Genomic DNA, 25,121 nt, shown 5'->3' on the forward strand with positions numbered 1-25,121 from the left:
GTCCTACCGCGTCCGCCATGCCCTCATGCAGGAGGGCTAGCCGCTCAGAAAGCGTGCGCACTTCCGATGCTCAGGCTGCTCAATTTCCGATGCTCTTTTTGCTCAAATCCTCTTGACGAAACACATTTTCTTTGGCGAGAATTGAGTGCAGGCTTTTCCACCTGATTTTCGGCCTTGACCCATGCGTGCATTAACCTTCGAAACGCCTTTCACCACTGCGCGCAAAGAACGAATCAAAGGGTGATTTTTTCAATTGAATCTGATGATTAACCAGTTTCCCTGGTCTCCTTGTCTGCCTTATTTCAGACATTTTAAGACCAAATTGCAACCGCCCCCTCAAAGTCTTATTGGAATCGTTTTATAATCCGCAATGCCCCTTCTGGAACCATTGCTTTAACAAGCAACAAATAATGAGGCGTCGATTGCTAAACAAGCGCGCATCGCAGCTCCGTCCCCTGAACTCCGGAAGAAAACGCCAAGAATTCTTATGAGGACATGGCCCCAACGACCAATCGCTCACTCGCTTCGCGAATGCGGCCTCTCTATTTTCACTGCATTCGATATGCCGCGGTTTTCAAATCCCTGCCGCGATTCCAAATACCATCGATATGATTTCGAATTTCTTGAACAATCCCCTGTCAATAACAAGCAGATAAACGATACTTCGCTATTTATGCGCCATTCAACAAGAAGGAAAACCAAAATGTAGTATTGCCGCCAAACAACGCACCTTAGGGAGCGAGCGAAAGTTCATCAGATCTGTCCTTCAACGAGTCGCACCTCTCGACCTTGCTTGCATGCGCCCGCGGCTCGCCATCACCCCGATTCGTCCTCAATACCAACACGGAAGGATGGCGTGAGCTAAACCGGCTTAAGAATCGAACGAAGAACCTCCCATAGCGCGAAAAGAGACAGATGTGACCAAAAAAGACCCCGTCTGAGACGCCTCCTGCGACAAGATATCCAATCAAAACGTGTACTCGTACCTTTTTTCTCAAAATAGGGTCTTATTTTCGCTCTCAAGGCCGATTTCGACCACGTGCGTACTTTCTCCTAGGTCCTCGTCTTTTCTGGGAGAATGCTCTATGGCTACCCGACTCACAACATCGACTCCAGCAGAAATGCGTCCTTCACTTAAAGATCACCATGGAAGCTTGGCTTTCCCACTTTTTTTGCACCAGCTTTTTAACGCGCCGCATCTTATGACGCGCCTTTGCCGCCTCCCCGCCGCTTCCTCGTGCGTTCCCTAGCCATCCCTGCCTCTTCTTAGTTGTTTTTTGACTTCTTATCATGGGGTCATCACTAAATTAATTATGATCAATATTTTGCTATTCTGCTATCTTCCTAGCTATCTAGCTATTCTTACCTCATATTTTGTCTGCTCATAAAGCACTTCATACGCTTAGTGGTAGACTTTCTTTGCATAACAATTCGCGTTCATCCAAAAGGAATGTTAGTAGCAGGCTACCTTGCTAGTTTGCTACTCTGATATCTCACTAACTCCAAATGGCCACTCTACGCAGCGGCTTAAGTTAAGGATTTTGATTAAAGCAAGACTCCAAACAGCCCCCAAATTCTTGAGAATCAAACCCACGCTCGATCGCATTTCGACCCGCAACAATCCTCAGCCGCTCTGCATATGCCTTTGTTACACGTCGCTCCGCAGACAACCGACCAAACAAATGCACTTCTTCAGAAATTAGGGACGTTCATACGCTGTTCGGAAACGTGCGAAAGAGGGCGGGAGAGTGTTTCGTTCGACATTCCTCGTGAATGAAAGGGTGCTAGATCCTCTCTCGTAAACTAAGCAAGGCATACGAGCGATTTTCTTACAGCGGCAGGAAGAAGGGGAGTGGTATCCCGCATTCTTAACCCCACAAGCGCATACCCTCGAATGACACTTCCGGCATAGGGTAGGGGAGTTGGCAAAACACGAGACATGCGCAGCGGAACAACCAGATCCATTGCTCCGTTGCGCCAAAGCTCAGCCAATTCGGGTATAGCTACCCTAATAGATGCTATTAGGGTAGCTTGCTATTTTGCTATCTTTCGACTACACAAGCATAGCTTTCGAATCCGCTTACAACCGATTGAGCGAAACAGCAATACTATCAATCTAGCTAAATATTCCACTACTTCATTTTCTGTTATGAGCCTATTTTTCTACTTAGCTACCTTGCTAGCTAGGTATCAGAGTAGCTAATAAGCAAGCTATCTCGTTAGTATGATAGCGAGTTATTGGACTATTCTGCTATCTGTGTAGCTGGCTAGTCTAATCGCTTTCTAGCTTATTATTTTCATATCCCACTATCTTGTTAACTGGTTATATTATTAGCTGACTATCTGATTAGCGGAATAGCTGCATATCTTGGGAGTTTCCTAACCATCTATTTTAGTAGTCTGTTATCTTGTTAGTTTCCTATTTCGCTATTCTATTATCTAGCTAGCTCCTTATCTTACTAACTAGCGACTCTTCTAGTTCGCTAGCTTGCGAGTTATCTACTTCGCTATCTGACTAGTTTATTAGCTCAATAGCTAGATATGCGGCTATTTAATTATCTAAATAGGGGGATATTTTGTTAGTACGATAAGGTGTTAGCTGAATATCGTGATAAAATGCAATTCAGATAGATTGATACGAATTTAGTAATCCCAGGTAGAAGGTAAAAATGGGCAAAACATACTCAGTGGCAAACCGAAAAGGTGGTTGCTCAAAAACGACAACAGTAGGCGCACTTGCATCTGGCTTGAATGAGCTTGGCTGCAAAGTCCTTGTTATAGACATGGACCCCCAAGGAAATATTTCTGATTGGGCTGGCTTTAACACCGATGGTCAAAACACTACCTACGAAGTAATCACGAACCGCTGCGAAGCTTCTGAGGCGATTTACGAAACAAAACATTACGATTTAATGCCTGCAGATAACGACTTGTTTGCATCGGAAACCGAGCTTGCTAACGCAATCGATCGTTATGAACATATGCGGGATGCTTTGAAATCGGTTAAAGATGATTACGATTTCATTCTTATCGATACGCCGCCAAATCTGTCGACGCTGTCAATCAATGCTTTCGTGGCATCCGATGGCGGTATCATTGTCACGACCGATACTGGTGCATTTTCAACAAAGGGCATGAACGATCTTGCTGAAACCCTTGCTATGGTGAGCAAGAAATTAAACCCTCAAGCAAAGGTAATTGGCATTCTGCTTACGCGTTTCAACCCACGCTTCAATGCAATGAAAGTCATGCGTGAAGTTACTGAGAAGTTCAGCGCATACTTCGAAGCGCCTGTTTATGACACCTTCATTCGACAATCGGTAGCCGTTATGGAATGCCAAATGGAATCGGTTGACCTCTTCGACGCACCGAAGCAATCGGCAGCCATTGCCGACTATCGCGCATTTGTCGCAGAATTCCTTCATAATGAAAGCGCCAAAGAGCAAGAGAGCGAGAAGTAAATGAGCAGGACCGGAACCGACCCCAACAAGATCCTGATGGGAGACCTGAAACCTGAACTGGCCGCAAAGGCTGACATGCTCTCGAGCAAATTTGCGCCAAAACCTAGACGCGCAGTAGAGACCGAGGAGCCAGCCGCACAGGCTCCTGCAAAGCAGGCCAAAGAGGCATCGGTCCCCGTTGCCAAGAAAAGAGCCAAACAGGAAAAGAAAGTCGAAGCAGCTCCCGTTGAAGAAGAGCTTACTCAAATGAACATTCGTATTCCTGTAAGCCTTAAGCGTGACATTGACAGGATCGTCTTCGAAAAGAAGTACGCAGGCGAAGATGTGAATATCAAGAGCCTTGTAAGCCAATGGATTCAGGAAAGCGTCAAGAAGGAGCTGCGCAAGAATGGCTAGTCGCCTCCCGGTACGCGTCCCGCTCTATGGAGACGCGTACCAGTTCGTTCCCGCACGAACAACAATTCTCAATCCAGCGCTTAAGGGGGAAGCTACGCAGCTCTATCTTCTATGGGCCACAATAGGGGAGGGGAGTAATAAAGGCATACTTTCTGATATAACGAATGACGAAACTATTCCTATTTTTGCATGGCTGAGTGACGATGAGCGTTTTCTTACAAGCGCATATCAACAAGACTACGAATTTATTGAATGTGTAAAAGAAATCGTGACGTTCAGCAACTTTCCCTCTGGGTCACAAATTGAGCTTGCAATAGCAAAGCCCCAGGTCACAAACGATGGACCTGGAATGGTTGCACGCTTTTCCATAACAGTTTAATAGCTAAATAGATTACTAGCCTGCTATCTACTTAATAGAATAGTTAGATAGCAGGCTAGTTTTATACATCAATAGCGAGCTAGTCTTAGAAAAAGCGAAGTATCCGTAGTAATAAACTATATAGAATGGTTGCCCGATCGCGTATCATCGACATTTGCCAAATCGCATGCAGCAACCCAATATTTCAAGACGGTAGGGTAGGAAATACCCGTAACCTTGGAAACAAAGTTCTTCGACGCACCAGGATTTTCAATCAAAACACTCGCAATTGCCGCCGTTTTCTCATCGCGAGATTTTTGAGAATATGCAGGACGAGCGACCTCCTCGAGGTGAGCGACACGCGTACGACCATTACGCTTCTCCGGCTCGCCAAATGGATCAAAACCAAGAGTGCGAACTTCGGAATTCCTCGTCTGCCAGTTATCCTTCTTGTAGCCCATCAAAGCGTTATCGATATCTCGGCGGGTGAGGGGAGTGCCCATTTTCGCCCATGGGGTATTCAACAAGTCTAAATAATCGCGTTGCAATTCTTTACGCGTTTTAACAGGCTGAACCATCATGTACGCAACTCCAGCGAGCATATAAAGCGACAAATAACGCCTGCCCAAAGGTACTTTTGGCAGATTCTCATAAATTGTTTGGTACACGCCTCCCGTTTCGCCTGCAATCAAGGGATGGGGGCGCGTCTTCCAACGGGATCGGACGGGACGCCTATTCCCAGATTCCTGTTTTTGTCCACGGCGACGCACGCCCTTTTGAATAAGGATGCTCGCACCAGGAGCGTTCAACGAGGCAGCGGTATCGAACTCGGCCTGAGTCAAATTACCTTTCTCGTATAAATCGCGAATAAATACGAGCTGATCTTCACTTGCGGGCTTTTCTTCAAAGGCCTTCTGGCGAGCTTCAATCTCATCGGCGATATCCTCGAACGACTTCCACCGCACATCATCTTCGCAAAGAACCAGTTCGGAATCATATGGCAAGCGATCGAAAGAAGCCAAAACATGAGAAAGCGAAAGCGGATTCACCGTTGAATGCTTGAAAACGCGGTCAACGGGACAAAAGCAGCGAACAACTTCACCGCGCTTCGTAAGCGAACCCGGAGCGCGAAACCCGTGATTAAGCGAGGTGCAATGCGTATCAAGCACGCAAGGAAGATCGAAGCAGATAAGGCCATAATACGCATAGAGCGCATCGGCCAAAGCCTTGTATTTCGTACGTCGGGGGTTATGGATTCGGAACGTTTGCAAGGGCTCATCGAAAATGTACCAGAGGTGAATACCTCGACCAGTAAGGCAGACATACGACGGCAAAAGCCGTCCATCAATACGCTCGAAAATTCTTTCCAAAACAACGGGATCAATTGGACCATCTTCATCTTCGACGCCGTTATGCGACGGATCGATATCGACACAAATCGCATTGAGCGTTCGCTGCTGAGCGCGCTGAGTGTTAAGGGGCATACGATATGCGCCATTACGAGTCTGGAACCGCCCCGTGAAAATGAGTGCGGGCTCATTGCGAATCGAAGAAAGAAGGAATTCGATGTCGGCAAGAGAATCGCATGCGTAAAGCTTATACGTCTGCTCGCGATCGTCGTGAAGGTGTAGATAGCTTACGAGCACTTCGTTATAGGCGTGTTTCTCAGGATCACCCAAACCAAACAAGTCAAAGTAAAACTGCAAAGCAGTAGGCGGAACGGTCATTACCGGAGCAATCGGACGAATTGCAAAAGAACCGATGCTCGAATCGAAATGCGAAGTACCCGATGAAGCCAAAGCCGGCTCAACGTAGGTCAAAGCCTCATAACCCTGAAGAAGCTCATCGCGCGTTAAGTCAACGGACAGTTCAACAAATCCGTTTGATTCAAGACAGTCAGTAAGTGCCGTAGCAGATGCGTTGTAACGACGAAACTCAGCTTCAGCACGAAGGCTTTCAGCAATAGCCTCATCAAGATTGAACGTAGAGAGAGGGGAGGGTTGAGTCAAAACGAGTAACTCCAAACATCGATCTTCCAAGCCCATAAGGGTGACACTAAGAACGATAAGATTTTATAACGTGAAAGCCTAAAAGTCCATTGCGAGTAAACAAGAGCGCGGAAGTTGAGAATGGGCCGCAAGCAGAACAACAGCAAGTTCCGCATCGAATTTAAGGGGGTTTAAAGGTCTTAGGTACCAAAAAGCGAGTATTGGCATCTACCCGCATAAATTCGGGCGTTAGAAACCGCGAGAGCGGCCCCTATGGGCTCGTGAAGCGGCTCAACCTGCGCCGTCTTATGGAGTCGGCGCAGGTTCTGGAGGAAGAAATCCTCGACGCCTTCAAAGAGCGCTGCACCACAGTTAGGAAGATCGAACAATTGTCGGGCAAGCTGGTTTCGGGCGAATTTCTTCATATTTTAGACTAAGGTTATAAAATCTAATAAGTAAAGATGTCGCGTGCTATACAAAGTATACTTTCTTATAACACCAGTTCGTACCGATGGTTTTACAAGTCGTTGTCTAGAACGATGAAAACGAATAAAAGAAAGCTAGAGAGCACTGAAACCACTTGAAAAGGAATTCAGGATGCTCTCGCCGCTGGTAAAAATGGCAGGCTCGAAACCCAAGATGGAGCAAAGGCCGGCAGGTATCACGCCATAGGAAACCCCTTAATATAAAAATCGCCTCCTACCTCGAGGAAAACAGAGATAGAAGGCGACTAAATAGTAGGAGTAATATCCGATGAAAACCTTATAAGTAGCTATAGATGTATATCGCTTATATCAAGTACAAAGGAATCGCATCGGAAATAACAAATAGAGAGGCGGATTCGTTTCCCCAAAGCGTCTAATCTAAAAGGCGTGAGATATTATTCTCGGCAGCATTCTTAATGCGATCGATGTTGTGAGCGTAAATCATCGTAGTGCTGATGTCGGCATGACGGGCCATTTGCTGAGCCTCGCGCTCACTCGCGCCGCCAAGAAGGGAAAACGTAATGGCAGTATGGCGCAAAGAATGAGCTGTATAGCGAGGGTCGTCGATACCTATTTTCCGCATCGCTTCTTTAACAATGCGAGATACAGAGCGCGTCGTAAGCCTCTCGCCAGAATTCCTTCGAGCAACCGAGGTAAAAAGGGGGGAGCTGTTACTTGAATCATCGCGCATTCCAAGGTAATCGCGAATAGGCGCTAAAGCACTTTCGGTTAGCACAACATAGTTGTCTTTACCGGGTCGACCCTTGCCCTGGATATAGAGCACATCAACGCCCGATACCGTTCGAATATCGCCGCAATCGGCGCGGACCACTTCGATATCGCGCAATCCGGTACGAAGCATGAGATTCAACAGTGCAAAATCACGCATGCCTGCTTCTGTTTCGAGATCAACGGCCGAAAGCAAACGGCGGGCCTGATCAACCGAAAGAGATGCTTTCTTGAAATCCCGCGAAGCTCTTTCACCTCGAACGCCACGTGCGATATTAGGTATGCCATTTTCTTCCGCGTAAGAGAAAAACGATCTCACGGCGCCAAGATAATTAGAAACGGTCGTAGGCTTTAAACGTTTATCAACAGAGAGGTATTCGCGAAATGAAATGATATCGCGCTTCGTAAGGGTATCGAAATCAAGAGACGTGTCTTTCACGAAGGCGCAGAATGATTTAAAGGCTCGTTTATACGTGTTCTTCGTCGATGAGGAAAGATCGAGAGAATCGAGCCACTGCGCAACAACCTCTTCATCAAGCGGAGCAAAAGAAGAGTCTGAATTGCCCACAACACACCGCCCGTCGAATCGATAACGTTTTGCTGTAGCCACCGAAGCATCAAAGGACGCTCATTAAAGAAAGCGAGCCAAGGCAAATGGTGGCTGGAAACCGTAAAATGCATTAATTGTCTCTATGATAGGACACCGGTTCAAAGCCAACTGTCAGAAAGAAGCATTCCTTTTGATATCGAGCAATGAGAAGGTCGGAATCACCGAACAAGAGCGCCACAACAATTGAAAGATAGACCAAGGCGCGGCGCACATAGAGTTGGCGCATACATGCTCGCCAAAGCGCACATCAACACCAAACGCCTCATTAGACGAGCAATAACCGTTGTTGTCATCTGGAACGTTCGCATTCCTCGCTACAATAGAAAACGTTTTGCAAACAGAGAGGAATAGTCAAAAATGGAAAAAGGTAACCTTCGGGCGCTTGCTCCGATCGGAGTGTTCCTTGTGCTTTACCTGGGCCTGGGAATTCTCTTCGAGTACATCCTGAAGATTGAGATGGGCTTCTACAACATTCCCATCGTCGTAATCTTCTTGGTGGCGCTTCTAGTGGCATGCTTCCAGAATCGCAAGCTCAGCTTCGATGACAAGCTGGCCATCATGGGGCGCGGCATTGGCGACAGGACAATCGTCACCATGATTCTCATCTTCATGGCAGCCGGTATATTCGTAGGCACCGTAGGCCGCAACAGCGCCGAAAGCGTCGCGTACCTCATGCTTTCTTTCATCCCACCTGAGTTTGCGGTGGCCGTTTTGTTCGTCGTGAGCTGCTTCGTTTCGCTCGCCATGGGAACCTCGGTGGGAACCATTACGCTCATCACGCCCATTTCCGTTGCCGTGTCCGCCGCCTCCGGCTTCGATTTACCGCTCTGCGTGGCGTCGGTCATGGGTGGCGCGATGTTTGGCGACAACCTGTCATTCATCTCGGACACGACAATCGCGGCGTGCCAAGGTCAAGGATGCGCCATGAAAGACAAGTTCCGCGAGAACTTCAAGATTGCAATGCCCGCCGCGTTGGCATCGCTCGTGATTATTTTGGTGCTGTCGTTCAACGCGAACATCACAGGCGCGGTGATTCATGAATACGAACTTATCGAGCTCATTCCGTACCTGATAGTTTTGGTAGGCGGCATTATTGGCATCAACGTCTTCATCGTTTTGCTTCTGGGCATTCTTTCCGGCGCCATTATCATGGTCGCAACGGGAGCCACCGCCGCAACCGATTTGCTTACGAGCATGGGTACCGGCGCCGCAGGCATGTTCGAAACAACGATGGTTGCCATTCTGGTCTCCGCCATCTGCGCGCTCATTCGCGAATATGGCGGCTTCGTATGGCTGCTCAACGCCATCAAGAACACGTTCAAGAACCGCAAAGGCGGCCAGCTCGGCATGGGCATCTTGGTTGGATGCATGGATATCGCAACCGCGAACAACACCGTGGCGATTGTTATGGCAAATCCCATCGCGGCGGACATGGCGAAAACCTACAATATCTCGCGCCGCAAGACCGCATCTATTCTCGATACGTTCTCGTGCGTTTTCCAAGGCATCATCCCCTATGGCGCCCAAATGCTCATCGCCATTGCAACGACCGCGAGCGCGGGCTATGCGATAACGGCATTCCAGATTATTCCGTGCTTGTTCTACCCCTTCATGCTGCTCATCAGCTCGTTAGTCTTTATCTTCCTGATTCCCGACCACCGCGAATACGACGGAGATGATGCGGAAGCCACCAAAGCGTAAAAAAGGCTTTAAGCCCGCAGATAAGGCCCCGACATATGTCGGGGCCTTTTATGTTGGGCGAAAAAGCTTGGAACCTGTTAAACGCTACGAGCATTTAGCAGGTTCCAGGCAAAACCCGCTTCCGAAACCAATCATGATTTTAAGAAGCAGGGGAGAGACATACAACGATGGTCCCAAGATCGAACTCGCATATCGCGACCTGCTAAACGCTACGAGCGTTTAGCAGGTTCCAAATCGAAGGATTAATCGTGAGAGAAGAAGCGAAAGAGGGCGGGACAGGGGACGGGCAGATTGCCGCGGCGAACGAAGCGGCCCAGGAAGCTCATGCCCGAAAGCGCCAAGGCAATGCCGAGGCCAGTATAGAAGAAGGCGATGAACCAGTTCGGCACCAGACCGAAGGCACGAAGGCTGATGCCACCCGTCATCATAATGACCATCATGATGTAAGCGGAAGCGTCGAAGAAACGCCAGAAGGCGATTTTATCCTCAACGTAGCCAGCGATACGATTCGCGTGCTTTCCGACCATCTTCGAGAAGACCTTGATGTGAAACACGGTGAATACAGCGATCGCTCCGATGACGAGCATCCACCACATGCTCTGACTCATTTGGCCGAACGAGAGAATACCAAGTCGAGCGATGTTCACGCCTGCTGCGAGCCACACAATGCCGGCAATGAAAAGCAACGCGGTTTTCGAAACTTTCAGCATAGGAACTTCCTTCCAGATGCAAGGCCGACGCCTTGAGACCTCTCTTTATGGGTTCCTATTGTGCTGGAGTTCGATATGAACATCAAAGGGGTCATGTTCAGTTCTGGCAAATGTGGTGAAACGATGTTCATAAAAGTCATGAAGCTCAAGCATATATAGGTAAGGCTCGCAGGTCAAAGCACCAGCGAGCCTTACTTGCTTTCAATGCAGAAAAAAAGACCTCACCAGAAGCGATTTGCGGAGTTTTAGTCGTGCATCTCGAATTCGTGTTCTCGATGCTTCTGAATGGCAGGCGAAAGACCAGGTGGCCGTCACGGTCGAGGCCGACGTCGCCACAAACATGCTTTTTACCACCCACTCACTCCCAATTTCTTTTCTGCTCAAGGAGCTCAAAAGCCGTTGTGGTAGTGTCGTGTTCCTCGGCATCCAGCCAGCGCAGCTCGAGTTTATGAGCCCGCTGACACCTGCGGTGCGCGAGGCGGTTGAAAAAATTTACGGAATGCTGAAAGCGGGAAGCAATTTCACCCGCGAGCGCTTCGTAAAAAATGGGGCATGGCACCCCAAAATGGATGGAGGTTGGTATGGAAGCGAAAGACTCCGTCACGCTCGATGAGAAATGCATCGCAACGATGAAGCCCGATGCGCTTTCACCTGCGGAAACTGAGGCCAAAACCGAAGGCATCGGCGTAACGAAAGCAGGAATGGCCACGGGCAAATGCTTCGTGTCGGCGATGCTCGCAGGCGCGTTCATCGCGTTCGGCGGCATGTATTTCTGCGTGTTCTTAGGCGACCCAACAATTCCGTTCGCGGCGCAACGCATGGTCGGCGGCATTTGCTTCTGCCTCGGCCTCGTGCTTGTGCTGTGCTGCGGTGCTGAGCTGTTCACGGGCAACTCGCTTATGTGTTGCGCGAAGGCATCGGGCAAAATCGGCTGGGCCGGCATGCTGAAGAACTGGGTCATTGTGTGGTTCGGCAACCTCGCTGGCGCGCTTGTCGCCGTTGCTCTGATCTACTTCGCTCAGGTCTACGCCATGAACGGTGGCGCCGTTGGCCAAGCGATGGTCAGTGTTGCGGCCGGCAAGGTTTCGCCCGATTGGTTCACGCTGTTCGCGAAGGGCATTATGTGCAACATCCTCGTGTGCCTGGCGGTATGGATCGGCTTTGCGGGACGCACGGTGACCGACAAGGTTATCGGCATCATCCTCCCGATTTCCGCCTTCGTCGCCTGCGGCTTCGAACACTGTGTTGCCAACATGTTCTTCCTGCCCACCGGCCTTTTGCTCAACTCCATGGGCATCGGCGCCGAAGGCGCAATTACGATGGGCGGCATTCTGTTCAACCTGAGCGCTGCCACGCTCGGCAATATTGTCGGCGGCGTGCTTGTCGGCATGGCCTACTGGTACATTTACGCGAAGCGCGCGAAGTAAATTGACGTTTCGAGCCTAGAACGCCGGCGTGAATGCGTCGGCGTTCTTCTTTTCGCACGAGAGGCTTCGCCGCCGTTTGCGAGCAAAATGGCGTCGCGGGAAGGCCTGAGCGACATACCCTCCCAGCGATTGACCCACCAAAACAGGGCAGGGAACATGTTCTTTCGCCAAAATGCTCTATTGCCGCAATCAACGCGCGCCTTCTTCGTTGTGGTACGCCCGGAAAGACCGCCCGCATTTCGCGTTCAATCAGCCCGCCAGAAAACAACACGGCGAGCCTATGGAATTCGACACGATCCATTGCCATTTGCTTTCGTTAAATAAAGTGGTTCACAAGACAAGGCAGCAGTGCTAACATTCGTGTCGCTGTTTCAGGGCGGGGTGAAATTCCCCACTGGCGGTGAACCGGCTGCGGGCAAAGGGCACGCAGGCGTTCGGTATCTGGGCCGTTCGCGAACCGGCAGTCCGCGACCCTTCCAATGCTGGCGCGTTGGCAAGGCTGATTTGGTGAGAGTCCAAGACCAACGGTTAAAGTCCGGATGAAAGAGGCAGGTGATCTTATGTCTGAACAGTCTACGCATATCCAATTCAAGAACACGAATAAGTGGGACACGAAGCAACTCGTGACCATGGCGCTTATGTGCGCTATTGCCACACTTTTCATGTTCGTGCAAATTCCGCTGCTTCCGGCAGCACCGTTTCTGACGTATGACCCGTCGTTCGTTCCCGCAATGGTCGTCGGCTTCGCATACGGCGCCGGCCCCGGTGCGGCAGTTGGCGCACTCGCAATCGTGATTCACGCGCTCATCACCGGCGATTGGGTTGGCGCGCTCATGAACCTCGTTGCGGCGCTGCTGTTCATTTTGCCCGCTGCCATTCTGTACAAGAAGATGCACACCTACAAAGGCGCGATCATCGGCTTGGTTCTGGGCGTCGTACTCGCAACGCTCGGCTCCATCGTGGCGAACCTCACCATCGGCGTGTGGTTCTGGTACGGTTCCGCCGACGTGATTTTGCCGCTCATGATTCCCGCGGTTATTCCGTTCAACCTTTTGAAGACTATTTTGAACTCCGTGCTCACGCTCGTTGTGTATAAGGCCGTCTCGAACCTTATCACCCCGAAGAAGAAGCAAGTTAAGGGCCGCGTTTCCGAATAACGCGCCTCCTCCCCAAGCTGGCCGTTGCATGTGCAGCGGCCAGACGTGTTTATGAAGGACCCGATTATGATCGATTGCTCCAACGTTCGATTCACCTACGATGGCGAGCGCTTCGTGCTGCGAGGCATCGATTTGCATATCGCCGACGGCGAATTCGTTTGTATCCTGGGCGGCAACGGCTCCGGCAAATCGACGCTCGCGAAGCACATGAATGCCTTGCTCGTGCCCGACGAGGGCTGCGTGCGCGTTGCGGGCCGCGATACGCAAGACGAAGAATACGTCTACGACATTCGCTCCACCGCAGGCATGGTGTTCCAGAACCCCGACGACCAGCTCGTCGCATCGCTCGTGGAAGACGACGTGGCATTCGGTCCTGAAAACCTCGGCGTCGAAAGCGCACACATCGCCGAGCGCGTAAAGCAAGCGCTTAAAGAAGTGGGCCTCGTTGGCTTCGAGCGTCACGAAACCCACGCGCTTTCAGGCGGCCAGAAGCAGCGCGTCGCCATTGCCGGCGTGCTCGCCATGGAGCCGCGCGCGCTCATTTTGGACGAAGCCTCTTCGATGCTCGACCCCCGCGGCCGCAAAGGCCTCATGCGCGTATGCCACGAGCTCAACGACCGAGGCATGACCATTATCATGATCACCCATTACATGGAAGAAGCCGCGGCGGCCGATCGCGTTGTGGTCATGAACGAAGGCCGCATCGCGTGCGAAGGCACGCCCGAAGAGGTGCTCACGCAGGCTGACGAGCTGGCGGCGCTCAACCTGGACGTGCCGTATTCCTGCCAGCTGGGCTTGGCGCTCCAAAAGGCGGGCATGCACGTTGTGCCGCACGTGAATGAAACGCAGATGGTCGCAGAAATCGTCGCGAAGCTCTCTGAAGTGGGCAAACTTGGCGAAGCGGGCCATGCGAAAGATATCGACCCCGCCTTCCATGCGACTGCTCCCGCGCCTTCAGAAGACGCGTTGCTGCGCTTCGAGGACGTTTTCTTCACCTATACGAAATCGAAGAAAGAGCGCAAGCGCAAGAAGCTCGGCTCGAAACCCGAAGAACGCGCGGCCTGGGGCAATGACCCCAATGAAGTGTGGGCTCTCAAAGATATCTCGTTCGAGCTGCGCCGCGGCGAATTCTTGGGCATCGCAGGTCACACGGGATCGGGCAAATCGACCCTTCTTCAGCATATGAACGGCTTGCTTCAGCCGAGCCGTGGGCGCGTGCTCGTGGGCGGCGAAGATTTGGCCGACAAAAAAGCCGCGGCGGCGGCAAAGGCGCGCATCGGCATCGTATTTCAATACCCCGAGCGCCAGCTGTTCGCTACCACCGTGTTCGACGATGTCGCGTTTGGCCCACGCAACCTGGGCCTTTCAGGCGATGAGGTTGAAGCGCGCGTTCGCGAGTCGCTTTCCCGCGTGGGCCTTTCCATCGACAGCCTGCGCGACATGAGCCCCTTTGAGCTTTCGGGCGGCCAGCAGCGCCGCGTCGCTTTCGCCGGCGTGCTCGCCATGAACCCCGAGGCGCTCGTGCTCGACGAGCCCGTAGCGGGGCTCGACCCCGTGGCGCGCCGCGAATTCTTGGAGCTCATTGCCCAGCTGCACAAGCAGGGCACGACGATCGTCATGGTGTCGCACAGCATGGACGACTTGGCCGCGATGTGCGACCGCGTGGTCGTGCTCAAAGAAGGCGAAATCGTGCGCCAGGGCACGCCTGCGCACGTGTTCATGCACGCCGCCAAGCTCAACGAGATTGGCCTGGGCCTTCCCGCCCCGCAGCGCATGGCCTATGCGCTCATCGATGCGGGCGCACCGCTGAGCGCCGATGAGCTCTATTCAATCGACTCGCTCGCTGCCGAAATCGCCTCCATCGCGGAAGGCGGTGCGCGATGAACGAAGTGTTCTCTTTCGGAAGTTATTACCCCGGGGATAGCCCCTTGCACAAATGCGACGCGCGCACGAAGCTCACGCTTGGATTCGTGTTCTTGATCGTTGCGCTTATGGCACAGGGGTTTGCTGGCCTGGGCGTGATCGCGGTGTTCGTGGCATTCCTCTATGTGGTATCGCGCATCCCATTCGGCAAGGCCATGCGCTCGCTCGCGCCGCTCATGGCAATCGCGCTTATTTGCGCACTGCTGAACCTCTTCGTCGACCAAAGCGGCGAAACGCTGTTCAAGTGGGGCATCATCGAAATCAGCACCGGCAGCGTGCATTCGTGCCTGTTCGTCGGTTGCCGTATCATTTTAATGATGATGGGCATGAGCCTCATCACCATGACGACCACGACGCTCGACCTTACTGCGGCCGTTGAGCAAATGCTGCATCCCTTCGCCCGCTTCGGCGTGCCCGCGCACGAGCTGGGCATGATCTTGGGCATTGCCCTGCGTTTCATGCCTCAATTCGCAACCGAGCTCGCGAACGTCTACCACGCGCAAATCAGCCGAGGCGCCGCGCTCGACGGCAGCCCCGTGAAGGGCCTGCGCATGCTTTCAAGCGTGACGATTCCGCTGTTCGCGAGCGTCTTCCGCCATGCAGAAACGCTGTCGGCCGCCATGGATGCGCGCTGCTACCACGGCGAGGAGGGCCGCACGAGGCTCCACCCGCTGTGCTATTCGAAATTCGACGCATTCGCCATTGCCGCGTTCGCCGTGCTCGTGTGCGGCGTTGTCGCCGTGAACGTGCTGCTCTAGAAAGGAAAAGCTATGTCTGAAAACGAAATGCCCGCCGAAGGGCTCGAAAAGGTTCTGCAATATATGACCTCGGTGCCCGCCTGGTATTTGGCGACGAGCGTTGACGGACAGCCCCACGTGCGTCCGTTCTCATTCGCCCAAATCCAAGATGGCAAGCTGTGGTTCGTAACCGCCACCACGAAAGACGTGTGGCAGGAGCTTCTGCAAAATCAGCTCTTCGAAGCTACCTCATGGTGGCCGGGGCATGGCTGGCTCATTTTGCGCGGCAAGGCGGGGTTGATCGACGAGGCGTCTCCCGAAATGCGCGAAGCCGGATGGCAACACCTCGAAGGCCTCGGCGAGCACTACGACGGACCAAACGATGAGACGCTCGTATTCTTCAGCGCCGATGAGCCCCAAGCATGGATTTGCGACCACGAAGAGTGGGTGCCTGTGGAACTGTAAGCTTCCGCACCCCGCACAGCACGGCTTCGCCGTAAGAGGCGATGCACAGAGCCCGCACGACACAGCGTGTAGACAACATATATATAAGGAGTACGCATGGACGAAATCGTACAGTATCTCACGGGCATTCCCGCATGGTATTTGGCCACCATCGACGCGGCCGACCCCACGCAGCCTCGCGTGCGCCCGTTCTCGTTCGCCGCGCAGGCCGACGGCAAGCTGTGGTTTTCCACGTCACGCGACAAAGACGTTTGGCGCGAGCTTGAGGCGAATGCCAAGTTCGAGCTTTCCGGGTGGAAGCCGGGCGAATGCTGGATTGTCGTGGAAGGCGAAGCCGAACTCGCCGACGACGAGGTATGCCCCGATGAAGTTCGTCAAGCGGGCTTCGAGCACATGGTAGGCATCGGCGAGCACCACGATTCGCCCAACGATGGCCGTCTTGCGTTTTTCAGCGTGAAGAACGGCACGTGCCGCATTTGCGACATCGACGGCAGCGAGCGAAAGTTTCAGTTCTAGGCCGCACGCCAACCCGATGTTTTGCTCGATCGCAGCCCGCTCGCCCTCCTCACACGAGTCCGCAACCTCACGTGAACCAACCGCTTCTGCCAATTGCTCGCGGAGGTGATTGGTTCGTTCCGCGAGCAACCACTTCACCGCTGCATCATTTTTCTTTCGATTTGGTGTCGTTCATCTTTGTAAAGTCCAGATTAAATTACGCGATTGGTATCATGTGGCCTCATGGATACAATAATTAATGCTCTCACTCAAATCGATGCTGTTGTATGGGGCCCGGCGATGATCTGCCTGCTCTTAGGCTCGCATATCTTTCTGACGATTCGTACAGGGTTCATCCAGCGCAAGCTGCCGACAGCCATCAAAATGTCCCTCGCTAAAGACGAAGACGCCGAAGGCGACGTAAGTCAATTTGGCGCACTTGTCACGGCTCTCGCCGGCACCATCGGCACGGGATCCATCGTCGGCGTCGCGACCGCCATTATCGCCGGCGGCCCGGGCGCCGTCTTCTGGATGTGGCTCACCGGCGTATTCGGCATCGCCACCAAATACTGCGAGGTATTCGCGTCGGTCAAATACCGCGTGAAAGACCACAAGGGCGAAATGCTCGGTGGCGCGATGTACGCATGGGAGCGCGCGTTCAAGCACTCCGACGGCAGCGTGCCCTGGTGGGCCAAGCTTGGAGCGGTTGCGTTTGCCGCCTTCGCCGTTATCGCCACCATCGGCACGGGCTCCGCAGTGCAGTCGGCCGCCATTACCGGCATCATCGAGTCGAGCTTTCCGGGCGTTCCCGATTGGGCTATCGCGCTCGTGATTGCCATTGCCGTGGCGCTCGTTATTTTTGGCGGCGTGAAATCCATCTCGAGCGTTGCCGAGAAGCTCGTGCCGTTCATGGCCGTAGCATATTTCGGCGGCTGCATGGTTATTCTCGCTATCAACTGGCAATACGTCGGCCCCGCGCTCGCGATGATTTTCGAATGCGCGTTCACGTCGAAAGCCGCATTCGGCGGTGCCGTGGGTTCGGGCATCATGGTTGCCTTGCAGTTCGGCTGTGCGCGCGGCTTGTTCTCGAACGAATCGGGCTTGGGCTCGGCTCCTATCGTTGCGGCTGCTGCTGCAACGAAGAACCCCGCACGTCAGGCGCTCGTCGCCATGACGGGCACGTTCTGGTCGACTGTCGTGATTTGCGCCGTTACGGGCATCGTGCTCGTTGCCGTTGGCATTGCCAATCCCGGCCTCATCGAAAATGGCGGCATTAAGGAAGGCGCCGCGCTCGCTTCGGCGGCGTTCGCAACCATACCTTACATTGGCACCCCAATTCTGGTGCTCGGCATGGTGAGCTTCGCGTACTCCACCATTTTGGGCTGGAGCTACTACGGAAACCGCTGCGTGACTTATCTATTCGGCGCGAAAGCCCAGCTTCCTTACCAGGTGTTCTACGTTATCATCGGCTTTTTGGGCGCTGTGGGCATTGGCGATGCCATCTGGCTCGTTTCCGACATTGGCAATGCGCTTATGGCCATTCCAAACATCATCATGGTGCTCGCGCTTTCCGGTCTTATCGCACGCGAGACTCAGCACTATATCTACGATGGCAATCTTGATGAAGTGTGCGAAGACGAAATTCCTATGATTGAATCGAAGTAGTTCGTCAGAGCGCTCTGACGAACAGTGGCAATAAGATAGATGCTAAAAATGGCGGCCATCATGCTGCCATTTTTAGCATGTGCGCCTGTTTGAATATCATTTCAGGCATCGAATGCGTCGAGACGGAGCATGCGGCAAAAATGGATGCATCGAAAGAAATTCGACAGAGTCGAATGAGCGCGAGCAAAGAAGAGCGGGGTGCAGACTTAAACGCAGGCGCACGTAGCGAAACCGACGGTCGATCCAGCCTCAATGACTCCCTAGATTCTAAAGCGCCCAACAGTTCCACAGAACCCAGCACGCCGTTTGGAGACGGCCCCATCAAGTCGATCGACGAGTGCTGCGAACAAGTAGGGGAGCAACATGGCCTTACGCCTCGCGAGCGCGAGATTTTTGCCATGCTTGCCAAAGGGCGCAACGGACGCTTCATCATGGAGCACTATGTTATCTCACGCAACACGGTAAAAAGCCATATCAAGCATATCTATTCCAAGCTTGACGTGCATTCGCAGCAGGAGCTTATCGACATGGTGGAAAGCGAGCTCGAATAGCCTTGGAGCCTCCAGTGGCTCAGGCCCCGTTCGCGTACGTTTTAATGCCATTCGTCCTGATTTATCGCCCGGGCTTATAAATTCACCGCCGCTTGCCGCGCGAGCGTGCCGCTTACCGCCGCTTTAGTCCACTAAAGCGGCTTTCTGTAACCCGCACGCAACACGTTCGTTACAATTTCGCCAGCCATTGAGAGGCGAGGAGAAACATACCGCATGTACGACAAGCACACGGAAGAGCAGGAGCAGGCGGCCCACAGGCCGAAGCCCGGAAACGAGACTACCGCCAAAAGCGAACTCGTCCTTGAACGTTTGCTCGCCGCGCATGGGGCATGGTTCGATGTGTCGCGAGACGTTAGCGTTGCTGGCCGTGCTTTCCGCGCGCTCGCGCAGTTCCATTCCTTCGGCGAGCAATACGTACTCGTGAAGCGCGTGAAGCTGTGGGAGGCCGAAGAGCACGAGTACATGCTGTTCGACGTGCGCGACCACATCGATGCCGAGGCAGCGCGTTCCTACGTCGAGTTCATGAAGAACGAGGCGCTCGAACTCGTGAAGCCCGAACCAAACCATATGTCCTCGTTTAGAACGCTAGTCGTAATCGCCAATTCGGCGAGCGATGAAGCATGCACCCTGTTCCGCAAAACGAGCCACCGCAAGAATTTCATGTGGGGCATACGCGGATGGAGCGACGTGCGACTCGCGCTCATCGATTTGTCGAAGCCACAAGGCTCTCGCGTCGTGTGCAACGGCGCTGCCAAGCGCATTCGCAAATCGCTTGAGGCGAATGCCACCGACACGCTTCGCGGCTAGCCGTTTCAAGCTCTCTATGGCGCAGGCCGCTCGTCAGGTTGCCACGACGCTGCGGCTACCCCTGGGCGTTATCGCCCAACGTTGCTATATATAGAGGAGTTTTACATGAATGCCATGCTGGTTCTGCTCATCGGCGCGGCTGTCCTCGTCGTGGGTTATATCTTCTACGGCGGTTGGCTTGCCAAGCAATGGGGCGTTAACGCCGACCGCGTAACGCCTGCCCACGAGTTCGAAGACGGCGTCGACTACGTTCCCGCCAAGCCTTACGTCGTTTTGGGCCACCATTTCTCGTCCATCGCGGGCGCAGGCCCCATTAACGGCCCCATTCAGGCAGCCGTGTTCGGCTGGGTTCCGGTGCTTTTGTGGGTGCTCATCGGCGGTATTTTCTTCGGCGCTATGCATGACTTCGGCGCCCTGTTCGCATCGCTGCGCCATAAAGGCCAAACGCTCGCGAGCGTTATTCAGGAAAACATCGACGACACTGCGAAAAAATTGTTCTGCATCTTCGCGTACCTCACGCTGATTTTAGTCGTCGCCGCTTTCGCGTCCATCGTTGCCGGCACGTTCGCCGTAGTTCCCAACACCGATGGCGTTGTGGAAATGACGGGCACGAACCTTGCGAACAGCCGGACTGCCATGATTTCCGTTCTGTTCATCGTCGCCGCCGTCATTTGGGGCGTAGCGCTTCGCGGCCGCTCCATTCCCGGCCCCGTGAACATCGCTCTGGCGATCGTGGTCATTGTCGCCGTGGTTGCCATCGGCTACAACTTCCCGATTTTCGAGCTCAATAACTTCACCTGGATGTGGATCGTGGGTGCCTACATTTTGGTTGCCTCGATCGCCCCGGTGTGGATTCTGCTGCAGCCGCGTGACTACCTTTCGAGCTACCTGCTCTACGGCATGATCGCGCTCGCTCTGGTGGGCATCGTGGGCGCGGGCGTTACCGGCGCTGCCACCAATCTGGACATTCCGGCGTTTACCGGTTTCACCGCCGTGAAGGGCGACAGCAAAGTCGCGACCACGGGCTTCTTGTTCCCGGCGCTGTTCATTACCATCGCATGCGGCGCGATTTCGGGCTTCCATAGCCTGGTGGCTTCGGGCACGACGTCCAAACAGCTCGACCATGAAAGCGAAGCGCAGCCCATCGCCTATGGCGGCATGCTGCTCGAGTGCCTGGTCGCCATTATTTCGCTGTGCGCCGTGGCGTTCGTGTTCGACGGCTATATGGACGGCACCTACGCGTCGCCCACGCAGGTTTTCGCAGGCGGCCTCTCTCAGATGCTCGGCTGCATCCCCGGCCTTTCCGGCGCCGAGGACATTGCATACTCGCTGTTGATTCTGGCCGTTTCGGTGTTCTGCCTGACTTCGCTTGACACCGCGACCCGCCTTGGCCGCTACATGTTCCAAGAGCTCTTCATTCCCGCAGGCAAGACCCGCGAAGAGCTTTCCGGCTGGCGCAAGTTCTTCTCGAACCCCGTTGTGGCAACGCTCATCACCGTGACGCTCGGCGTTGCGCTCGGCCTCACCGGCTACCAACTCGTGTGGCCGTTGTTCGGCTCCGCCAACCAGCTGCTCGCCGCGCTCGGCCTGCTGGCCGTGTGCGCATGGCTCGGCAATGCCGGCCGCAACAACAAGATGTTCTATGTTCCCATGGTGTTCATGCTCATCGTGACGCTGACTTCGCTCGTGCTTACCATGCAGGCGAAGTTCCTGGCCATCGCCGGCGGCGCACTCACGCTGGCCAACGGCCTGCAGCTTGTGCTCGCGGTACTGCTCGCCGTGCTCGCGGTGGTACTTGCTGTTAAAGGCGCCCGCGTGATTTTCGGCAACAAAAAGAAGGAAATCGCCGAGTAAGGCAAACACATTCAACGCAGCCTTACAGCTGCCTCAAGGGGCTGTATCAAAACTATTGCTACAGCACGACCCGTCAAAATCGAAGGGTTTTGGCGGGTCTTCCTATTTCCGGCCTCCCAGATGGCCATATCGTTGCTGCATATATCGCATCAAGTTTTACTAAAAAGGCTTCTGACCTGCGAATATGCTATAATGAAGCCATTCTTTCCCCAGGCCAGGAGACAAAATAGCGACTCCGAAGCTCAGCCCTGCACGCAGCACCAGCCCATGCTCTTCCCGCCCTCCGTCGGAGAGCTCATCCCCGAAAACGCCCTTGTGCGCGTGGTCGACTCCATCGTCGAAGGCATGGACCGCTCGGCTCTCGAGTCCGCCTACCCCGGCGGCGGCGCTTCGGCCCACGACCCGTCGATGATGCTGAAGGTCGTCTTGTTCTGCTACGCCAGCGGAATCTACTCGAGCCGCAAGATCGCGGCGGCCACCCGCATGCCGGTGAACCTCATGTGGCTCACCGGCATGCGGCCGCTCGACCACAACACGGTCAACCGCTTCCGCTCCGAGCGCATCCGGCCCGTGTTCGAAGACGTGTTCTCCGAGGTCATCGCCGTGCTTGCCGAGGCAGGATACATCACGCTCGACACCTACTTCCTCGACGGCACCAAGATCGAGGCCAACGCCAACAAGTTCACGTTCGTGTGGAAGAAGTCCGCCGACAGGTACCAGGAGGCGCTCCGCCGCAAGGTGCACGCCCATCTCGAGGCCATCGACGAGATGAACGACGAGGAGGACGCGCTGGCCCCCGCCGACCCCTCCGAGGTCGACGTCGACGCGATCCGCGGCGCCGCGGACAGGATCAACGCGAGGCTCAAGGCCAAGCGAGAGGCGGGCGAAGGCAAAGACGCCGAGGCCAAGGAGCTGAAAAGGGCCTCCGCCGCCATCGGCCGCGACTATCTCCCCAGGATGGAGAAGTACGAGCGGCAGCAGGCCACCTTCGCCGGCCACAAGAGCTTCTCGAAAACGGACCCGGACGCCACGTTCATGCGGATGAAGGACGACGCCATGGGAAACGGCCAGCTCAAGGCGGGCTACAACGTGCAGGCCGGCACCGAGAACCAGTTCATCGTCGACACCAGCGCCCCGGCGACACCGCGTGCGCCATCCCGCACTGCGAGCACGTCAAGGAAAGGATTGGCCGCCTGCCCCTGAACTTCGTGGCCGACGCCGGCTACGGCAGCGAGGAGAACTACGCCTACCTCGAAGCCGAGGGCGTCGACGCCTACGTCAAGCACGGCGAGTTCTTCCGCGAATGCCACAACAGGAAGTGGCGCGAGGACGAGATGAGGGTCGCCAACTGGGAATACGACGAAGAGTCCGACGAGCATACCTGCCCGGAGGGCAAAACGCTCGTCTTCCTCAAGGAATCGTCGCGGGTGTCGGAGCTGGGCTACGAGAGCGTGGTGCGGGTCTACGAGTGCGAGAGCTGCTCCGGCTGCCCGCGCAAGGCGAAGTGCTCGAAGTCGGCAAGCCCCGACACGCCCAAGCGGATCCAGGTGAACCCGGCCCTGAACGCATTCAGAAGGCGCGCCAGCGAGATGCTGCACACCGAGATCGGGTCCGCTTTGAGGAAGAAGCGCTCCGTCGATGTGGAGACCGTGTTCGGCGACATCAAGAGAAATCTCGGGTTCACGAGGTTCACGCTCAGGGGCCTCGAGAAGGTGACGCTCGAGTGGAGGCTGGTCGCCACGGGACACAACATACGGAAGCTCTTTCTCGCGGAATCCAAAAAGAGAAAGGCGATGGCGGGGGCTGCGGCGCAGGAACGCCTCTTCTTCCTGCCCCTTCGCGGCAAGCCGTGACGTCTTAGGATTTTGGGCGCAAAGAAGGGGCTGCACCAAAATTGCTTTTGATACAGCCCCTTTTTCATTGCGATCTCAAGCCAGCAAAAAAGAATTCAGACTATGGCCCAAGTGTTCTCGAAAAAGAATATGTTTGCTGGCCAAATTTCTTATTTTGGCTTCTTCAAAATAGCGTGGTGGAGTGCTATTTTTTCTCTTAATGTGCTTTCAGAAAGGGATGCCAATGACAGATGAAAAACAGGAGGTCACAGCGCAGGCTCAAGTAGAAGAACCTGCGGGTGAATCTTCGAAAGGGACCCCCGAGAAAACGAGGTCGCTCGGCGTATTCTCGTTCGAGGGCGACATGCCGCTCGCGCAAGCAATCCCCTTGGGCTTGCAGCATGTTCTGGCAATGTTCGTGGGAAATTTGACTCCGCTGCTTATTGTGACGAGCGCATGCGGATTGGCCGGCGCCGAATTCGCCGACGTGCAGCTTTCCCTGTTGCAAAATGCCATGTGGATCGCGGGTGTCGTAACTCTCATCCAGCTTTTCGGCATTGGCCCCGTCGGCGGCAAGGTGCCCATCATTATGGGCACGTCTTCGGGCTTCATCGGCGTGTTTAACTCGGTGGCCGCATCGATGGGCGGCGGCCTTATCGCCTATGGCGCCATCATGGGCGCATCGCTCATCGGCGGTTTGTTCGAGGCCGTTCTGGGCTTCTTCCTAAAACCCCTGCGCCGCTTCTTCCCGGCGGTCGTTACGGGCACCGTCGTGCTTTCCATCGGCTTAAGCCTTATCAGCGTCGGCGTGAACGCCTTCGGCGGCGGCAACACCGCACCCGACTTCGGCTCGTTCGAGAATCTGTGCTTGGCGCTCATCGTGCTCATCGTCATTCTCGCCGTGAAGCATGCGACCACGGGCTTTGTAAGCGCCTCTTCCATTTTGGCTGGCATTATCATGGGATATGTCGTCGCCGGCATCATGGGCCTGGTGCTTCCTACGACTGGTGTGACCGCCGATGGCGTGGAATACACAAAAGCATGGGTTCTGAACTGGGATAAGGTCGCTGCGGCGTCATGGTTCGCCATTCCGAACCTTCTGCCCGTCATGCCTGTCTTCGACATGCGAGCCATTGCGCCTGTGCTGGTGATGTTCATCGTCACGGCCGTCGAGACTGTTGGCGACATTTCGGGCGTCACGCAAGGCGGCATGAATCGCGAGGCTACCGACAAAGAGCTTTCCGGCGGCGTTGTGTGCGACGGCTTGGGCTCGTCGCTCGCAGCCATGTTCGGCGTGCTGCCCAACACCTCGTTCAGCCAGAACGTCGGCCTGGTCACCATGACCAAAATGGTCAACCGCAAGGCCCTGGCCTGCGGCGCCGTATTCCTGATTCTGTGCGGCTTGTGCCCGAAGCTCGGCGCCGTGGTCTCCATCATGCCCCAGTCGGTCCTCGGCGGCGCGGCCGTTATGATGTTCGCCTCCATCGTGGTGAGCGGCATTCAGTTGATCACACGCGAACCCCTTACGCCGCGCAACTTGAGCATCGTTTCCGTCGCACTTGGCCTAGGCTACGGCATTGGCGCGAACCCCGCCGTGCTGGCTGGTTCGCCCGAGTTCGTCGGCCTGATTTTCGGCGGCTCTGGCATTGTCGCCGCAGCCGCGGTCGCCATCATTTTGAACATCGTGCTTCCCAAAGACGAAAACGAGAAAACGCCCGAGAAGGACGCGAACGCTTAACGAGCTAAACGAGCGGCTCAAGGTTGGCATTC

At 54.4% G+C, this 25,121-nt stretch carries 22 protein-coding genes and 1 riboswitch; of the genes, 19 read left to right on the forward strand and 3 right to left on the reverse strand.

Translation table 11 applies throughout. The features are described 5' to 3' along the window. Positions 1–2,669 precede the first annotated feature (2,669 nt). The 3 genes from DMP05_RS08580 to DMP05_RS08590 are packed head-to-tail and all read left to right on the forward strand — an operon-like array spanning position 2,670 to position 4,236. Positions 2,670–3,461, forward strand: coding sequence for a ParA family protein (locus tag DMP05_RS08580; RefSeq protein ID WP_114616363.1), 792 nt, complete (start codon positions 2,670–2,672; stop codon positions 3,459–3,461). Further along, positions 3,462–3,857: a hypothetical protein gene (locus DMP05_RS08585; protein WP_123220059.1), complete on the forward strand. Its 396-nt coding sequence runs from the start codon at positions 3,462–3,464 to the stop codon at positions 3,855–3,857. Next, complete coding sequence (locus DMP05_RS08590; protein ID WP_114616365.1) at positions 3,850–4,236, forward strand: hypothetical protein; 387 nt, start codon at positions 3,850–3,852, stop codon at positions 4,234–4,236. The genes DMP05_RS08585 and DMP05_RS08590 overlap by 8 nt, the downstream gene beginning before the upstream one ends. A 116-nt stretch (positions 4,237–4,352) precedes the next feature. On the opposite strand, the gene DMP05_RS08595 is transcribed toward DMP05_RS08590, so the two are convergent. Further along, positions 4,353–6,239, reverse strand: coding sequence for a hypothetical protein (locus tag DMP05_RS08595; protein WP_123220060.1), 1,887 nt, complete (start codon positions 6,237–6,239; stop codon positions 4,353–4,355). 185 nt (positions 6,240–6,424) lie between these two features. Between DMP05_RS08595 and DMP05_RS08600 the strand changes: the two genes are divergently transcribed. Continuing rightward, complete coding sequence (locus DMP05_RS08600) at positions 6,425–6,640, forward strand: hypothetical protein (protein ID WP_123220061.1); 216 nt, start codon at positions 6,425–6,427, stop codon at positions 6,638–6,640. A gap of 421 nt (positions 6,641–7,061) precedes the next feature. Here the strand turns inward: DMP05_RS08600 and DMP05_RS08605 are convergent, their stop codons facing one another. Further along, on the reverse strand, positions 7,062–7,985 hold the full coding sequence (locus DMP05_RS08605; RefSeq protein WP_161957516.1) for a site-specific integrase: 924 nt from the start codon (positions 7,983–7,985) through the stop codon (positions 7,062–7,064). A gap of 399 nt (positions 7,986–8,384) precedes the next feature. On the opposite strand from DMP05_RS08605, the gene DMP05_RS08610 reads away from it, so the two are divergent. Next, positions 8,385–9,728 (forward strand): Na+/H+ antiporter NhaC family protein, encoded by a 1,344-nt coding sequence (locus tag DMP05_RS08610; RefSeq protein WP_123220063.1) that lies wholly within the window; start codon positions 8,385–8,387, stop codon positions 9,726–9,728. Positions 9,729–9,970: 242 nt separating this feature from the next. Here the strand turns inward: DMP05_RS08610 and DMP05_RS08615 are convergent, their stop codons facing one another. Continuing rightward, complete coding sequence (locus tag DMP05_RS08615) at positions 9,971–10,438, reverse strand: hypothetical protein (protein WP_123220064.1); 468 nt, start codon at positions 10,436–10,438, stop codon at positions 9,971–9,973. Positions 10,439–10,673: 235 nt separating this feature from the next. On the opposite strand from DMP05_RS08615, the gene DMP05_RS08620 reads away from it, so the two are divergent. The 14 genes from DMP05_RS08620 (at position 10,674) to DMP05_RS08685 (ending at position 25,089) form a co-directional block, all read left to right on the forward strand. Next, positions 10,674–11,051, forward strand: coding sequence for a hypothetical protein (locus DMP05_RS08620; protein WP_123220065.1), 378 nt, complete (start codon positions 10,674–10,676; stop codon positions 11,049–11,051). After that, positions 11,020–11,865 carry a formate/nitrite transporter family protein gene (locus tag DMP05_RS08625; protein WP_123220066.1) on the forward strand — a complete coding sequence of 282 codons (846 nt, stop codon included), beginning with the start codon at positions 11,020–11,022 and terminating at the stop codon, positions 11,863–11,865. Before DMP05_RS08620 ends, DMP05_RS08625 begins: the two co-directional genes overlap by 32 nt. Positions 11,866–12,228: 363 nt before the next feature. Next, positions 12,229–12,420, forward strand: a riboswitch (FMN riboswitch). A gap of 5 nt (positions 12,421–12,425) precedes the next feature. Further along, positions 12,426–13,022, forward strand: a complete 597-nt coding sequence (locus tag DMP05_RS08630; protein WP_123220067.1) for an ECF transporter S component — start codon at positions 12,426–12,428, stop codon at positions 13,020–13,022. Positions 13,023–13,088: 66 nt separating this feature from the next. Beyond that, the gene (locus DMP05_RS08635) at positions 13,089–14,906 is read left to right on the forward strand and encodes an energy-coupling factor transporter ATPase (protein WP_123220068.1); all 1,818 of its coding nucleotides are present in this window, start codon (positions 13,089–13,091) and stop codon (positions 14,904–14,906) included. After that, positions 14,903–15,703, forward strand: a complete 801-nt coding sequence (locus tag DMP05_RS08640; RefSeq protein ID WP_123220069.1) for an energy-coupling factor transporter transmembrane component T family protein — start codon at positions 14,903–14,905, stop codon at positions 15,701–15,703. The genes DMP05_RS08635 and DMP05_RS08640 overlap by 4 nt, the downstream gene beginning before the upstream one ends. A 12-nt stretch (positions 15,704–15,715) precedes the next feature. Then, entirely contained in the window at positions 15,716–16,147 is a 432-nt protein-coding gene (locus DMP05_RS08645) for a pyridoxamine 5'-phosphate oxidase family protein (RefSeq protein ID WP_244595112.1), read from the forward strand. A gap of 96 nt (positions 16,148–16,243) precedes the next feature. Continuing rightward, positions 16,244–16,663: a pyridoxamine 5'-phosphate oxidase family protein gene (locus DMP05_RS08650; protein ID WP_123220070.1), complete on the forward strand. Its 420-nt coding sequence runs from the start codon at positions 16,244–16,246 to the stop codon at positions 16,661–16,663. 222 nt (positions 16,664–16,885) lie between these two features. Next, the gene (locus tag DMP05_RS08655; RefSeq protein WP_123220071.1) at positions 16,886–18,307 is read left to right on the forward strand and encodes an alanine/glycine:cation symporter family protein; all 1,422 of its coding nucleotides are present in this window, start codon (positions 16,886–16,888) and stop codon (positions 18,305–18,307) included. A 173-nt stretch (positions 18,308–18,480) separates the two neighbouring features. After that, positions 18,481–18,858: a helix-turn-helix transcriptional regulator gene (locus DMP05_RS08660; protein WP_244595113.1), complete on the forward strand. Its 378-nt coding sequence runs from the start codon at positions 18,481–18,483 to the stop codon at positions 18,856–18,858. 213 nt (positions 18,859–19,071) lie between these two features. Beyond that, a complete protein-coding gene (locus DMP05_RS08665) occupies positions 19,072–19,665 on the forward strand; it encodes a DUF8052 family protein (protein WP_123220073.1) in 594 nt (197 codons plus the stop codon). A 105-nt stretch (positions 19,666–19,770) separates the two neighbouring features. Beyond that, the gene (locus DMP05_RS08670; RefSeq protein WP_123220074.1) at positions 19,771–21,519 is read left to right on the forward strand and encodes a carbon starvation CstA family protein; all 1,749 of its coding nucleotides are present in this window, start codon (positions 19,771–19,773) and stop codon (positions 21,517–21,519) included. A gap of 267 nt (positions 21,520–21,786) precedes the next feature. Continuing rightward, positions 21,787–22,722, forward strand: coding sequence for a transposase (locus tag DMP05_RS08675; protein WP_483259529.1), 936 nt, complete (start codon positions 21,787–21,789; stop codon positions 22,720–22,722). Further along, positions 22,719–23,372, forward strand: a complete 654-nt coding sequence (locus tag DMP05_RS09930; protein ID WP_244595114.1) for a transposase — start codon at positions 22,719–22,721, stop codon at positions 23,370–23,372. The genes DMP05_RS08675 and DMP05_RS09930 overlap by 4 nt, the downstream gene beginning before the upstream one ends. A gap of 223 nt (positions 23,373–23,595) precedes the next feature. Further along, complete coding sequence (locus DMP05_RS08685; protein WP_123220076.1) at positions 23,596–25,089, forward strand: uracil-xanthine permease family protein; 1,494 nt, start codon at positions 23,596–23,598, stop codon at positions 25,087–25,089. Positions 25,090–25,121 lie beyond the last annotated feature (32 nt).

It is taken from the genome of Slackia isoflavoniconvertens (assembly GCF_003725955.1).
GTDB classification, from domain to species: domain Bacteria; phylum Actinomycetota; class Coriobacteriia; order Coriobacteriales; family Eggerthellaceae; genus Slackia; species Slackia isoflavoniconvertens.

Bases quoted from the DNA above. Each gene is read 5' to 3' on its own strand.
- DMP05_RS08580 (WP_114616363.1), top strand. From the start codon at position 2,670: ATGGGCAAAACATACTCAGTGGCAAACCGAAAAGGTGGTTGCTCAAAA.
- DMP05_RS08585 (WP_123220059.1), top strand. From the start codon at position 3,462: ATGAGCAGGACCGGAACCGACCCCAACAAGATCCTGATGGGAGACCTG.
- DMP05_RS08590 (WP_114616365.1), top strand. From the start codon at position 3,850: ATGGCTAGTCGCCTCCCGGTACGCGTCCCGCTCTATGGAGACGCGTAC.
- DMP05_RS08610 (WP_123220063.1), top strand. From the start codon at position 8,385: ATGGAAAAAGGTAACCTTCGGGCGCTTGCTCCGATCGGAGTGTTCCTT.
- DMP05_RS08615 (WP_123220064.1), bottom strand. From the start codon at position 10,438: ATGCTGAAAGTTTCGAAAACCGCGTTGCTTTTCATTGCCGGCATTGTG.
- DMP05_RS08625 (WP_123220066.1), top strand. From the start codon at position 11,020: ATGGAAGCGAAAGACTCCGTCACGCTCGATGAGAAATGCATCGCAACG.
- DMP05_RS08630 (WP_123220067.1), top strand. From the start codon at position 12,426: ATGTCTGAACAGTCTACGCATATCCAATTCAAGAACACGAATAAGTGG.
- DMP05_RS08635 (WP_123220068.1), top strand. From the start codon at position 13,089: ATGATCGATTGCTCCAACGTTCGATTCACCTACGATGGCGAGCGCTTC.
- DMP05_RS08640 (WP_123220069.1), top strand. From the start codon at position 14,903: ATGAACGAAGTGTTCTCTTTCGGAAGTTATTACCCCGGGGATAGCCCC.
- DMP05_RS08645 (WP_244595112.1), top strand. From the start codon at position 15,716: ATGTCTGAAAACGAAATGCCCGCCGAAGGGCTCGAAAAGGTTCTGCAA.
- DMP05_RS08650 (WP_123220070.1), top strand. From the start codon at position 16,244: ATGGACGAAATCGTACAGTATCTCACGGGCATTCCCGCATGGTATTTG.
- DMP05_RS08655 (WP_123220071.1), top strand. From the start codon at position 16,886: ATGGATACAATAATTAATGCTCTCACTCAAATCGATGCTGTTGTATGG.
- DMP05_RS08660 (WP_244595113.1), top strand. From the start codon at position 18,481: ATGAGCGCGAGCAAAGAAGAGCGGGGTGCAGACTTAAACGCAGGCGCA.
- DMP05_RS08665 (WP_123220073.1), top strand. From the start codon at position 19,072: ATGTACGACAAGCACACGGAAGAGCAGGAGCAGGCGGCCCACAGGCCG.
- DMP05_RS08670 (WP_123220074.1), top strand. From the start codon at position 19,771: ATGAATGCCATGCTGGTTCTGCTCATCGGCGCGGCTGTCCTCGTCGTG.
- DMP05_RS08675 (WP_483259529.1), top strand. From the start codon at position 21,787: ATGCTCTTCCCGCCCTCCGTCGGAGAGCTCATCCCCGAAAACGCCCTT.
- DMP05_RS08685 (WP_123220076.1), top strand. From the start codon at position 23,596: ATGACAGATGAAAAACAGGAGGTCACAGCGCAGGCTCAAGTAGAAGAA.